General features: G+C 66.2%; 12 protein-coding genes and 1 pseudogene. 5 read left to right on the forward strand and 8 right to left on the reverse strand.

Annotated elements, in window-relative coordinates; genetic code table 11:
- Nucleotides 1-13 precede the first annotated feature (13 nt).
- Nucleotides 14-892, reverse strand: coding sequence for a LysR family transcriptional regulator (locus tag AC0MAZ_RS12615; protein WP_475861278.1), 879 nt, complete (start codon nt 890-892; stop codon nt 14-16).
- A gap of 100 nt (nt 893-992) precedes the next feature.
- Here AC0MAZ_RS12615 and AC0MAZ_RS12620 point away from each other — a divergent pair, with 100 nt between their 5' ends.
- The gene (locus AC0MAZ_RS12620; protein ID WP_203647395.1) at nt 993-1421 is read left to right on the forward strand and encodes a PACE efflux transporter; all 429 of its coding nucleotides are present in this window, start codon (nt 993-995) and stop codon (nt 1419-1421) included.
- Nucleotides 1422-1546: 125 nt separating this feature from the next.
- Here AC0MAZ_RS12620 and AC0MAZ_RS12625 read toward each other — a convergent pair whose 3' ends face one another.
- Together AC0MAZ_RS12625 and AC0MAZ_RS12630 are read right to left on the reverse strand one after the other, a co-directional pair.
- Nucleotides 1547-2524: a hypothetical protein gene (locus AC0MAZ_RS12625; RefSeq protein WP_475861420.1), complete on the reverse strand. Its 978-nt coding sequence runs from the start codon at nt 2522-2524 to the stop codon at nt 1547-1549.
- A gap of 190 nt (nt 2525-2714) precedes the next feature.
- Complete coding sequence (locus AC0MAZ_RS12630) at nt 2715-3158, reverse strand: GNAT family N-acetyltransferase (RefSeq protein ID WP_475861279.1); 444 nt, start codon at nt 3156-3158, stop codon at nt 2715-2717.
- A gap of 99 nt (nt 3159-3257) precedes the next feature.
- Here AC0MAZ_RS12630 and AC0MAZ_RS12635 point away from each other — a divergent pair, with 99 nt between their 5' ends.
- Nucleotides 3258-3842 (forward strand): isochorismatase family protein, encoded by a 585-nt coding sequence (locus AC0MAZ_RS12635; RefSeq protein WP_475861281.1) that lies wholly within the window; start codon nt 3258-3260, stop codon nt 3840-3842.
- 6 nt (nt 3843-3848) lie between these two features.
- Here the strand turns inward: AC0MAZ_RS12635 and AC0MAZ_RS12640 are convergent, their stop codons facing one another.
- The 5 genes from AC0MAZ_RS12640 to AC0MAZ_RS12660 all read right to left on the reverse strand — a co-directional run bounded on the left by AC0MAZ_RS12640 (nt 3849) and on the right by AC0MAZ_RS12660 (nt 8232).
- Nucleotides 3849-4706 carry a lectin MOA-related protein gene (locus AC0MAZ_RS12640; RefSeq protein WP_475861283.1) on the reverse strand — a complete coding sequence of 286 codons (858 nt, stop codon included), beginning with the start codon at nt 4704-4706 and terminating at the stop codon, nt 3849-3851.
- A 195-nt stretch (nt 4707-4901) separates the two neighbouring features.
- Entirely contained in the window at nt 4902-5606 is a 705-nt protein-coding gene (locus AC0MAZ_RS12645) for a GntR family transcriptional regulator (RefSeq protein WP_475861284.1), read from the reverse strand.
- A 19-nt stretch (nt 5607-5625) separates the two neighbouring features.
- Entirely contained in the window at nt 5626-6327 is a 702-nt protein-coding gene (locus tag AC0MAZ_RS12650) for a FadR/GntR family transcriptional regulator (protein WP_203647390.1), read from the reverse strand.
- Nucleotides 6328-6397: 70 nt separating this feature from the next.
- Entirely contained in the window at nt 6398-7708 is a 1311-nt protein-coding gene (locus AC0MAZ_RS12655; RefSeq protein WP_110738147.1) for a C4-dicarboxylate transporter DctA, read from the reverse strand.
- 209 nt (nt 7709-7917) lie between these two features.
- On the reverse strand, nt 7918-8232 hold the full coding sequence (locus AC0MAZ_RS12660) for a helix-turn-helix domain-containing protein (protein ID WP_203647389.1): 315 nt from the start codon (nt 8230-8232) through the stop codon (nt 7918-7920).
- Between the two features lie 243 nt (nt 8233-8475).
- Here AC0MAZ_RS12660 and AC0MAZ_RS12665 point away from each other — a divergent pair.
- From AC0MAZ_RS12665 to AC0MAZ_RS12675, 3 genes and pseudogenes are all read left to right on the forward strand, one after another.
- Nucleotides 8476-8790, forward strand: a pseudogene (locus AC0MAZ_RS12665) (PAS domain-containing protein); the annotation flags it as partial.
- A gap of 174 nt (nt 8791-8964) precedes the next feature.
- Entirely contained in the window at nt 8965-10074 is a 1110-nt protein-coding gene (locus tag AC0MAZ_RS12670) for a methyl-accepting chemotaxis protein (RefSeq protein ID WP_442964127.1), read from the forward strand.
- 12 nt (nt 10075-10086) lie between these two features.
- Nucleotides 10087-11769: a putative bifunctional diguanylate cyclase/phosphodiesterase gene (locus AC0MAZ_RS12675; RefSeq protein WP_475861287.1), complete on the forward strand. Its 1683-nt coding sequence runs from the start codon at nt 10087-10089 to the stop codon at nt 11767-11769.
- Nucleotides 11770-11802 lie beyond the last annotated feature (33 nt).

The following is an 11802-nucleotide window of genomic DNA, read 5'->3' on the forward strand; positions in this document are numbered from 1 at the left end:
ACAGAGTGACAAATCATTTCGAAGCCAACAGGCTCACCAGCGCCCTGGCCGCCTGGCCGAGGGGTTGCTGCTTCAGCCAGAAGGCATTGACCGGCAGTTGCAGTTCGTTGCGGGTGTTGTGGAATTCCAGGCGCACCAGGCGCCCGGCGTCGATCAGCGGCGCGACCCGCGACAGGGGCAGGTCGCCCCAGCCCAGGCCCGCCTCGACCATCTGCACGGCAAGATCCAGGCTGTCGGTGCGCCAGTGCGAGGTGCCGATCAGCGAGCGCGGGTCGGACAGCGGCAGGTCGCGGCTGCGCACCAGGATCTGGCGCAGGTTGACCAGGTCTTCAAGGTGGCGGATACGCCCTTCGCGCAGGGCAGGATGCTGCGGCGACAGCGTGGCCACCAGCGCCTCCATGGCGATGTGCTGGAAGCTGCGCCGTGGGTCCACCTGCAACCCGGCGAAGGCCAGGCACAGGCCGGCGCGACCGCTGTCGAGCAATTGCAGGGCCTCCTCCTGGGGCGCGGCGAGCAGTTCGATGTCCAGCAGCGGATGGCGCTCGCCAAGGCGGGTAATGGCGTTGAGCAACGGGCGCTGGTCGATATCCGGGACCACGGCGATGGCCAGGCTGCTCTCCAGCCCGCGCGACAGTTCCAGTGCGTGCACTTCCAGCAGCCCGAGCTGTTCGGCGATCAGCCGGGCATGGGGTTCCAGGGCCTGGGCCTGGGCGGTCGGGCGCGCCTCGCGCGAGCCGCGCTCGAACAACGGGTAGCCGAGCTCCGCCTCGAGGTTGCCGATGGCCATGCTCACCGCCGAGGGTACCCGCCCGAGGGCCCGCGCGGCGGCGGAAAACGAGCCGCGGTCGAGCACGGCGAGAAACAGCAGGATGGTGTCGCTGGAAAAGTTCATGGCAGTCTCCTTTCAGTAAATCTGAAGGCTGCCGACTTTTTCTGTCAAGTTTATTGATTCATTCTGCGCGTCTTCGTCATCCCCGCAGCAAGGTAACTTTGTGCAAGGAATCAAACGCAAACTGGTCTACGTGACCTTCTATGAACTGATCGGCCTGTGCATGTCGACCCTGGGCCTGGCCTACCTGTCCGACACCCAGGCCTCGCACACCGGCCCCCTGGCGGTGATGATCACCACCATCGCCATGGTCTGGAACCTCATCTACAACACCTTGTTCGAGCGTTGGGAGAGCCGCCAGGCCAAGCGCGGCCGCAGCCTGGGCCGTCGGGTGGCGCATGCAATCGGCTTCCAGCTGACCCTGGTGGTGTACCTGATCCCGCTGATCGCCTGGTGGCTGGACATGACCCTGCTGGAGGCGTTGCTGGTGGACCTGGCGTTCATCATCCTGGTGCCGTGCTACACGTTCGTCTACAACTGGGCGTTCGACCGGATCTTTGGCTTGCCGACTTCGGCAATGGCGACGGCCTGAGCCTTCTGTAGGAGCGGCCTTGTGCCGCGAAAGGGCTGCACAGCAGCCCCGGCGATCTATGTATAAATGCTGAAATCCAGGGGCTGCTCCGTAGCCCTTTCGCGGCACAAGGCCGCTCCTACAGATCACGGCGCTCGATAGCCCAGCAAACTGTCCTCCACCTGCCCCGACAAGTAATACACCCCAGCCATGGCCCCGCTCTGGCGGTTCTCCATCAGCTCTTGCCATTCCTGGTTCAGCGCCACATTGAGGATCACCCGCAGTTGCTCGACCATCTGCGGCTGCTCGCGGTCATGGGTGATGATGCCGTAGCCGGTTGCCGCCACCGAGATCAGCGCTCCTGCCGCCTTGCCCACTGCCGCCGCGATCGCGCTGGCGGCGCCACGCGGGGCCAGGGTGGCGCCGAGTTTCTCGCTGGCCTGGGTAGCCACTGACGATAGCCCGGCATCGGTCTGCCCGGGGGCCTTGGCGGCCTGCTGGTGCAGGTGCTGGCGCAGGGATTGCCAGGCCGGTTGCTGGTCCAGCGACTTGGCCCGCAGCAACTGGTAGAGCGAGGCGTTGCGTGCATCCGGCGGCCCCAGGGCGATGATCGGGATGCGGTTCAGGCGCTGGCTGAACTGCTCGGGCGGCGCGTTGTAGCGCTGGATGATCGCCGGCAGCTGTTGGCCGAGCAGTTGCAGGTACAGCTCGCTTGCGCGGTCGCGGATGCCCTCGGGGTTGATCTGCTCGGCCACCGGGTCGATCACGCGTTCGCGGTACTGCTCCTGCAGGTACAGGCCCAGGCGCTTTTCCGGCGGCTCGTTGCCATTGCCGCTGTTCATCGTGTACCAGGCCACCTTGAGCGTGAGCCATTGCTGGGTCCAGTAGCCGGTGAACCAGGGGATGAAATCGTTCTCGGTGCGTTGCTGCACCTGCTCCTTCCACACGCGCATGGAACGCCGTGCGTAGTCGTTGGCAGAGCCTGCGGCGGCGACCGAGGCTTCGATAATGTCCTGGTCGATGCGTTGCCAGACGGCGGGGGGCAGGTTCTGCGGTGGCGGCGGGGCCGGGGGGCGTTTGCCGGCGCAACTGGCGAGGGCCAGCAGGAGGCAGAGCGCAAACATCGCAAGGATTGATTTCACGCGGATTGCCCCCTTGGCGAGAGGCTGGGTGGTTATCCGAAGTATAGGTTTGTCTTGCGGGCCTCATCGCGGGGCAAGCCCGCTCCTACAGGTACTGCACAATACCTGTAGGAGCGGGCTCGTCCCGCGATGGGCCGCAGAGCGGCCCCCTTGGCAGGCTTGATAAACATGTTCACCCCTCCAGCTTCAAGTGCAGCAACGGATACGGATCGCCCTGGCCATCCACCTCCGAGCGGCCCACCTGGATAAACCCCTGCTTCAGGTAAAACCCCACCGCCTGTGGGTTCTGTTCATTGACGCCCACCTCACGCACGCCCAGTTCCTCGACCACGCCGGCCAGCAGCGCCTTGCCGATGCCCTGGCCACGGCAGGCGGGGTCGATGAAGAGCATTTCCAGCTTGCCGTCATGCACCCCGGCAAACCCTTGGATATGGCCTTCACTGTCCCGCCAGGCGCGCAGTTCGACAAACCCCAGGTACTGCTCGCGCACCAGCGGGCGCAGACGCTCGATATAGCCATCGGGAAGAAAGTCATGGGTCGCCCGTACCGAGGCCTCCCACAGATCGGCCAGCCGATCGAAATGTTCCGCGCCCACTGGCGCGATAGCGTGCTTCATATTGGCCTCCAAGACCCTGTGATGAATCGGCGGTCATGGTACGGCGCTCCCTGGGGCTGCGCTATGCTCGGCCTTTCATCTCTCGCACTGGAGCGTCGCATGCCCGCTGAACCGATCCCCCGGGCCGAGGCCCTGTTGCTGGTGGACGTGCAATGCGCGTTCATGGAAGGGCCCGACGCCGTTCCCGCTCATCTCGCCCTGCAGACGAGCATCGCCCGCTTGCTGGCACGTGCGCGGCAGGCCGGCGTGCCGGTGATCTTCCTGCAGAACGACGGCGCCCCCGATACCCCGGACGCCCCGCACACGGCCGGCTGGCAATTGTATTTCCCGGCGGCCCGTGGCGAGCACGTGCTGTTCAAGACCGAGGACGATGGCTTTGTCGAGACCGGGTTGCAGGCCTTGCTGGATGAGCTGGGAGTCCAGTGCCTGGCCTTGTGCGGCCTGCTCTCGGAAATGTGCCTGGCCGCCACCGCCCGCGCCGCGCTGCAACGGGGCTTCGAGGTGTTGCTGGCGCACGACGCCCACGCCACCTACGACGTGCCGCCCGGCCCAGGCGGCTCGCCGGGTGTGCCCGCCGCCCTGGCGGCGCGGGTGGCGGAATGGTCGTTGGGGGACGAAGTGTCGATCCTGCCTGGCGTCGACTCGGTGGCGTTCAGCTCGGTCGATGCAGCAGGTGAAAAGTGACAGGTCTCAGATCAGTACCTGGTACGGCGCATAGGGCCAGTCTTGCGCCAGCATGATTTCGCCGGTTTGCGGCTCCAGGGTCTTGAGATGGCCATCCAGGTCCAGGAACAGGTTCACCGCGTGCGCCTCGTTGCCGCATGCGCCAGCGATCCAGCCCACGGCGTAGGGGTAGGTTGCATTGCCGTGGTAGGCGTCGAGCGAGGCCTGGCCCTTGTAGACAAAGGCAAAGTCGTCGCAGTCGAAGCTTTCGCTGCGCCAGCGGCAGCGGCCAAGGCCCGCGTCCTGCCAGATCTGCCTGGCGTGGTGTGACGAGATGGCCTGGTAGGCACTGTCGGCTTCACAAAGTGCGTCGGCGGCAACGCTCGGCCAGGTCGTCCTGATGAGGTCGAACAGGCGTTGGCCGGTGATATGGTAACGATGCAGGGTGAAGCGCGTGGGTTCCTTTGCGGGGCTTGCCAGGTACAGCCAGTCCCAGGTGCTGCTGCCGGCCTTGAAGGCTTTGCGCTCGCCGTCGATTTCGACCTGCAGGGTGAATTGCTGGGCGTTGTTGCCGTTGCTTACGGGGCACAGGTTGATCCGCGGGTAACCTGGCCAGCCTTGGCCGGAGGCGAACAACCAAGGGTCCCTGCCGATGGGGCCATTGGCGTAAAGGCTCCAGGGGCGATCGTTCGCCGAGACGTCCAGCGTGGCAAGGCGCCCACCGCCTGCGGCCGATACGGCGATGTAGAGCACATCCGAGTTGTAGGTGTCGAAATCGCCCAGGTAGGCCCAGCCCCAGGATCCTTGCTGCTGGGCACACAGGACCCGCCCGTGTTCGTCGAACAGCACATACGACTCGTCACTGGCCAGCGTGTCCAGCGACATTGCCGCGCTGAGTTCACCGCCCGCCGGGCTTGGTCTTGGCGTGGGCGCGGCCTCTGGCGGGGCCGTGGGAACGCTATCGAGCGAATGGCTGGCTGATTTTGGAATGGTTGCAGTTGTGTTCATGGCACCTTCGGCAGGACAAGCCCGACGGGATGCCGGGATGCCCGGGAGTCTCGCGCGGATCCCGCCGCCTGATCATCCGGCACGGTTTCCCTTGGGCCCGTCCAGTTCCAGCTTGCCCTCCAGGCGATCCAGGTGCTCGTGCATCAGGCTCAGCGCGGCCTGGCCGTCGCCGCTTTCCACCGCATCGATGATCGCCGCGTGCTCCTGCCACGCGCAGTGCTCGCAGCACGGCGACTCGTAGCGGGCGATGATCAGCGAGGTCATTGGCACCAGGCCGTTGAGGAAGCGCGCCAGCGGTGCGTTGGCGGCCATCTGCGCCAGCTTCATGTGGAACTCGCCGCCCAGGCGGATTGCCGTGCAGCGTTCGCCGCGTTCATGGTGCTGGCGCTCGCGCTCGACCAGTTGGCGCAGTTGGCGGATCTGCGCCGGTCGGGCGCGCTGGGTGGCCAGGCCGATCAGCGTGGTTTCGGCCAGGCGCCGGGCGCTGAGCACCTGGCGCGCCTGCTCGGGGTCGGGCGCGGCCAGGTGCGCGGTATGGCTGGGGCGCTGCACCACCACCTGCTGGTCGGACAGGCGCCCGAGCACCCGGCGGATCACCGTGCGGCTGACGCCGAAGGCATTGCCCAGCGCCTGCTCGGGCAGGGCGCTGCCGGGGGGCAGGCGCTGTTCGAGGATGGCGTCGAACAGCCGGGGGTAGATCTGTTCCGCCGACAGGCGGGTCTCGCCGGCACCGAGCAGGGCAGGCAGGCGGGGGGCGGCTTGGGCGCAGGCGGTCATGGTCGCTCTCCTTCTTTATTCAGGTGCCTGGTTGGTCGTCCGGGATGTTCAGGGCGATGCCCATGCGCTGGCCCTCGGCAAGGATGTGCTGGCGCATCTGCTGGCTGGCCTTGGCGCTGTTGCGCTCGCGGATCGCGCGCACCACCGCTTCGTTCTCGCTCAGGCGCGCAGCCAGGTGCTCGGGCGAGTTGCGCAGCATGGCGGCGCTCTGCTTGAGGGCATTGCCGGTCTGCTGCACCACGCTCTGGAAGATCGGGTTGGTGGTCAGGGCGAACAGCGCCTCATGGAAGGCGATGTAGGCGTTGATGCCGGCCTCGCTGTCACCGGCATCGAGGGCTTCGCGCATGTCCATCAGGGTCAGGCGCAGTTGGCCGATGTCCTGGCTGCCGGCCGATTGCGCCACCAGCCCGGCGATGAAGGGTTCGAGGGTGTAGCGCAGCTCGAGCACATCGGCCAGGCTGGCCTCGGCGACGGTGTCCGCTTCCTGTGACTGGGCGGCGTCTGCATCCAGCACCAGCACGCCCTTGCCGGGCATCGAGCGCACCAGGCCCAGGGTTTCCAGGACGATCACCGCCTCGCGCAGGCTCGGTCGGCTGATCCCCAGTTGTTCGGCCAGCTCGCGCTGGCCGGGCAGCATGTCGCCGCTGCGCCACTGACCGCGGGCCAGGGCCTGGCGGAGTTTCTCCACCACTGAATTGACTACGGTCGAAGAGCTGATCACGGTTCGCTCCTTGGTTGACGCGGCATCTTTGCGCTTGGCCGGCCGGCGCTGGGCGCCGGCGGCCTTGGGCTTAGAATTCCTGTTGATGAGGTTGGCCCTGCTTGCGGGTGATCGGGGCAAAGCCAGGCTTGTTGGCCAGCACGTTGTGGGCGCGTTCCAGGTCGATGTCCTTTTCCCAGCGGGCAATGGCCACGGTGGCGACGCAGTTGCCGATCAGGTTGGTCAGCGCCCGGCCGATGCCCATGAACCAGTCCACGGCCAGTACCAGCACCAGGCCTACTACCGGGATCGCCGGTACCGCGGTCAGGGTGGCGGCGAGAATCACCAGGGCCGAGCCTGGGATGCCGTGGGCACCCTTGGAAGTCACCAGCGACACCAGAAGAATGGTCAGCAGGTCGGTCATCGCCAGTGGCGTGCCGGTGGCGTTGGCGATGAACACGATGGCCAGGGTCAGGTAGATGGAGAAGCCATCGAGGTTGAACGAGTAGCCGGTGGGGATCACTAGGCCGACGGTGGAACTGCCGATGCCCAGGTGCTCGAGCTTGCGCATCACCTGGGGCAGCACGGCGTCGGAGGAGGCGGTGCCGAGGACGATGGACAGCTCCTCGCGCAGGTACTTGATGAGCGGCAGCAGCCTCAGGCCCGACAGGCGCATCACCGTGCCGAGGATGATCAGCACGAAGCCGGCGCAGGTCAGGTAGAACAGCGCCACCAGGCCACCCAGGTGCTGCAGCGAGCTCAGGCCGTACTTGCTGGTGGTGAAGGCGATGGCGCCGAACACGCCGATCGGCGCCAGGCGCACGATCATGCCCATGATGCGGAAGATCACGTGGCTGAGCTCGTTGATCAGCCGCGAAATGCCCGAGGCCGACTCACCCACCAGGTTCAGCGCGCTGCCGAACAGCACCGAGAACAGCAGTACCTGGAGGATGTTGTTGTCGGCGAAGGCGCCCACCACCGAGGTGGGGATCAGGTCCATGAGGAAGGTGGTGGTGCCGTGGATGTGCGCACCGCGCTCGGCCAGGGCGCCGGCGTCGGCACTGGACAGCTGGTCGAGGTGGATGTTGGCGCCGCTGCCGATGCCGGTGGAGAAGGCGAACACCAGGCCGATCACCAGGGCCAGGGTGGTCAGCACTTCGAAGTAGATCACCGATTTCAGGCCGATGCGCCCGACCTTCTTCAGGTCGCCGGCGCCGGAAATGCCGCTGACCACCACGCAGAACACGATCAGGCCGATGAGCATCTTGATCAGCTTGATGAAGCCGTCGCCCAGGGGTTTGAGTTGCAGGGACAGGTCGGGGAAGCTCAGGCCGCAGACAATGCCGAGGGCAAGGCCGAGCACAACCTGGAGGAAGATCGAACGCGAACACCATTTGAGCATGGGAGGAGTCTCTGGTCGGTGTCCTTGCCCCCCAAGCCACACGGAGCGAAAGAGCGCAGGACTTAATTATTGTGGTCTTACCGGTTTGTTCACTGCCGAGCCATAAAACGCCGATTTTTTTTACTTTGCAAGTGATTTCGGCCTTACCGGTCTGACCAGTTGTGGTGCAGTGACGGTGCTTCTGCTCTAGCGTGGTGCGCGGGGGGATTTCACGGCTTGGCCAGCACCTGATCGACGGCGGCGATCAGCTTGCCGAGGTCCTTGGGAGGGGCGTTGTGGATCACGCCGAAAAGGTAGGCGCGTTGTTCGTCTTCATCGTCAGGGTCGCTGAAGAACACTTTCGGCTTGATCCCCAGTGCCTCGGCGAAGCTCACCAGCGATTCGATGCTGGGGGTGTAGGTGCCGGTTTCGAAACGGCTGATGGTCTTGGGGTCGAAGCCGGTTCGCTCGCCCAGTTGCGCCTGAGTGAAGCCCGCCAGTTTGCGGTAGCGGCGCAGGGCTGGACCTAGACCTGTTCTCGTCATCGCTCAATTCCCATTTAGAATCAAGCACTTAACGATATATGTCGATATGGCGCAACGCCATGATTCGTCACCTTTATTTGCAAAATGTGATGGAATTCGTAGAATTCGCCGCTTTGATTGATCAGTCATTCAAGTAGTCGTCCAGGGCGATCCGGCCATTTGCCGGCCCGTGTGCAAGCGTTGTCGGACATTGGAACTGATCCAGGATGAACGGTTCCGGCGCCCCTGGCCTCCTGTCAGGCCATGCGTCGGGCCGTGTATGAATGGAGTCTCATCGTGCGTCTGAACCTGCCGGTCAATCCGGTCGAGCAAAGCTTTCCCGAGCACCAGCGGCTGATTTCGGCGACCGACACGGCCAGCCTGATCACCTACTGCAACGCCGAGTTCGCCGCCATCAGCGGCTACAGCCAGGACGAGCTGATCGGCAGCCCGCACAACCTGGTGCGCCACCCGGACATGCCCGAGGCGGTGTTCGAGCTGATGTGGCAGTACCTCAAGGCTGGCCGCAGCTGGATGGGCATCGTCAAGAACCGCTGCCGCAACGGCAACTTCTATTGGGTCAACGCCTACGTCACGCCGATGCTCGACAACGGCCAGGTGGTCGGCTACGAGTCGGTGCGCGTGCGCCCGACCCGCGAGCAGGTGGCCCGCGCCGAAGCCCTGTACGCCCGGCTGCGTGACGGCAAGGCGGCGCTGTCGCCGACCCGGCGCCTGGCCCTGCTGGGGCGGGCCATGGCGCTGCCGCTGCTGGCGGGGGCCGTGGCCATTGGCGCCAACCAGATCTTGCCTGAACTGCCCGCCCAGGGCCTGACCCTGGCGCTGTTCGCCGGTGTCGGCCTGTGGGCGCAAAGCCGTATGGGGCGCCACTTGCGGCGCATCGTTCAGGTTGCCGACAACACCTTCAGCGACCCGGTCGCGGCCTTGACCTACAGTGACCTGCCCGGTGCCGCCGGGCAACTGGAGCTGATCCTGATCAGCGAGGAGGCGCGCCTGAAGACCGCGCTCACCCGCCTGAGCGACCTCGCCGCGCAGATGGCCGGCGCCGCCCAGGATGCCGGGCGGCTGTCGCGCAGCACCGAGTCGGCACTGCTCGAACAGCGTGCCGAAACCGACCTGACCGCCACCGCCATGACCGAGATGGCCGCCTCCATCGGCGAGGTCGCCGGCCACGTGCAACTGACTGCCGAGCAGGCGCACACCGCGCACCTGCTGGCCGGGCAGGGCAGCCAGGTGGCCGACGCCAGCGGCGCGGCGATCCAGAGCCTGGCCGGCACGGTCGGGCAGATCAACCAGGCGGTCAACGAGCTGGCCGGTCAGACCGGCGCCATTGCCGAGGCAGCCGGAATGATCCGCGCCATCGCCGAGCAGACCAACCTGCTGGCGCTCAACGCCGCCATCGAAGCGGCCCGCGCCGGCGAGCAGGGGCGCGGCTTCGCGGTGGTCGCCGACGAGGTGCGCGCCCTGGCCGACAAGACCCGCCAGTCGACCCTGCATATCCAGTCGATCATCGACAGCCTGCGCGGCGGTGCCGAGCAGGCGGTGAGCATCGCCAGCCAAGGCCTGGAAGGCGCGCAGCAGGGCGTGACCCAGGTCGCCCTGACCCGGGAGGCCCTGCAGGGCATCCAGCACGCGGTGCAGCGCATCAGCGACATGAGCCAGCAGATGGCCGCGGCCTCGCAGGAGCAGTCCAGCGTGGCCGAGGATGTCTCGCGGCAGATCAACGGCGTGGCCGGCACGGTGCAGCAGAGCGCCCGCCGCGCCAATGCCGCCGCCGTGCGCGGCGCGGAACTGGAGCAAGTGTGCGCCGGGCTGCGCGCCCTGGTGGAGCGCTTCAACCGCTAGGTTGCGAGGCTTATGGACGACAACTACCGCGCGGCCGTCGATGCGGCCGCGATCTTTTCCGAGACCGACCTGCGCGGTTGCATCACCTACGTCAACCAGCAGTTCTGCAGCATCTCCGGTTACAGCCGCGAGGAACTGTTGGGGGCCAACCACCGCATCCTCAATTCCGGGTTGCACGAACCGACCTTCTTCCTCGAGATGTGGCGCGCCCTGGCCGCTGGCCGGGTGTGGAAGGGCGAGATCTGCAACCGCGCCAAGGACGGCTCGTTGTACTGGGTGGACAGCACCATGGTGCCGCTGATCGACCCGCACACCGGCCAGGTGCGCAAGTACGTGTCGATCCGCTTCGACGTGACCGAGAAGCGCCAGTTGCTGCACACCCTGCAGTGGCGGGTGGGGCATGACGTTTTGACCGGCCTGCCGAATCGCGCCTACCTGTCCGACCTGCTCAACCAGGCCTTGGCGTTCTCCCGCCGGGAGAGTATTCCGTTGGCGGTGTGCATGCTCGACCTGGATGGCTTCAAGGCGGTCAACGACGGCTACGGCCATGCCACCGGCGACCTGCTGCTGGTGGAGGTCGCCCGGCGTCTGCAGCACATCCTGCGCGGTGGCGATGCGGTGGCGCGCCTGTCGGGCGACGAGTTCGTGCTGATCCTGCGCCATATCGAAGGCCCGCAGCAGTTGCATGCCGCGTTGCAGCGCATTCTCCAGGCGCTGGCCGCGCCCTATGTGGTGCGCGAGCAGTCGTTGAGCCTGAGCGCGAGCATCGGCGTGACGCTGTTCCCGCAGGATGACGAGGACGCCGACACCCTGGTGCGCCATGCCGACCAGGCCATGTACGTGGCCAAGCAGCGCGGGCGCAACCGCTACCACCTGTTCGACGTGTCCCAGGAGCTTGAGCTCAAGGCCACCCACCAGACCGTGGCGCGGGTGCGCCAGGCCCTGCGCCAGGGCGAACTGTGCCTGCACTACCAGCCCAAGGTGAACATGCGCAGCGGTCAGGTGATCGGTTTCGAAGCCTTGTTGCGCTGGATGCATCCGTCCAAGGGGCCGGTGCCGCCGGGGGAGTTTTTGCCCTTCGTGGAGCAGACCGACCTGATCGTCGAGCTGGGGGAGTGGGTCATCGACCAGGCCCTGACCCAGTTGCAGCAGTGGCAGCTGTCCGGGCGAGACTGGTCACTGAGCGTCAACATCGCCGCCCGCCAGCTGCAGCGCGGCGACTTCGCCCAGCGCCTGAAACGGCTGCTGGGGCAACACCCAGGCGTGCCCCCGGCGCTGCTGGATCTGGAAATCGTCGAATCGGTGGCGATCGACAATCTGGCTCGTGTCGGTCGCTGCCTGGATGCCTGCCGGGCGTTGGGCGTGCGTTTCTCGCTGGATGACTTCGGCACCGGCTACTCCTCGCTGAGCTACCTCAAGCGCCTGCCGGCGCAGACCATCAAGATCGACAAGTCCTTCGTGCGCGACATCCTCCATGACCATGACGACCTGGCCCTGACCGGCGCGGTGATCGGCCTGGCGCGGGCGTTCGGGCGCGAAGTGATCGCCGAGGGGGTGGAGAGTGTCGAGCACGGGCGGGTGCTGATGGGGCTGGGCTGCGAGCTGGCCCAGGGTTACGGCATCGCCCGGCCGATGCCGGTGGAGGCGGTGGCGCAGTGGGTGGCGGACTACCGGCAGCCAAAGGCGTGGCGCTGAGGGTCGGCAGGTTGCTTAACCTATGGGAGCGGC

This window comes from Pseudomonas sp. A, assembly GCF_056270345.1.

Excerpts from the sequence above, each read along its gene's own strand:
- AC0MAZ_RS12635 (WP_475861281.1), top strand. The coding sequence starts at position 3,258 with ATGCCCGCTGAACCGATCCCCCGGGCCGAGGCCCTGTTGCTGGTGGAC.
- AC0MAZ_RS12640 (WP_475861283.1), bottom strand. The coding sequence starts at position 4,706 with ATGTCGCTGGACACGCTGGCCAGTGACGAGTCGTATGTGCTGTTCGAC.
- AC0MAZ_RS12645 (WP_475861284.1), bottom strand. The coding sequence starts at position 5,606 with ATGACCGCCTGCGCCCAAGCCGCCCCCCGCCTGCCTGCCCTGCTCGGT.
- AC0MAZ_RS12675 (WP_475861287.1), top strand. The coding sequence starts at position 10,087 with ATGGACGACAACTACCGCGCGGCCGTCGATGCGGCCGCGATCTTTTCC.
- AC0MAZ_RS12615 (WP_475861278.1), bottom strand. The coding sequence starts at position 892 with ATGAACTTTTCCAGCGACACCATCCTGCTGTTTCTCGCCGTGCTCGAC.
- AC0MAZ_RS12655 (WP_110738147.1), bottom strand. The coding sequence starts at position 7,708 with ATGCTCAAATGGTGTTCGCGTTCGATCTTCCTCCAGGTTGTGCTCGGC.
- AC0MAZ_RS12625 (WP_475861420.1), bottom strand. The coding sequence starts at position 2,524 with ATGTTTGCGCTCTGCCTCCTGCTGGCCCTCGCCAGTTGCGCCGGCAAA.
- AC0MAZ_RS12630 (WP_475861279.1), bottom strand. The coding sequence starts at position 3,158 with ATGAAGCACGCTATCGCGCCAGTGGGCGCGGAACATTTCGATCGGCTG.
- AC0MAZ_RS12660 (WP_203647389.1), bottom strand. The coding sequence starts at position 8,232 with ATGACGAGAACAGGTCTAGGTCCAGCCCTGCGCCGCTACCGCAAACTG.
- AC0MAZ_RS12670 (WP_442964127.1), top strand. The coding sequence starts at position 8,965 with ATGGCGCTGCCGCTGCTGGCGGGGGCCGTGGCCATTGGCGCCAACCAG.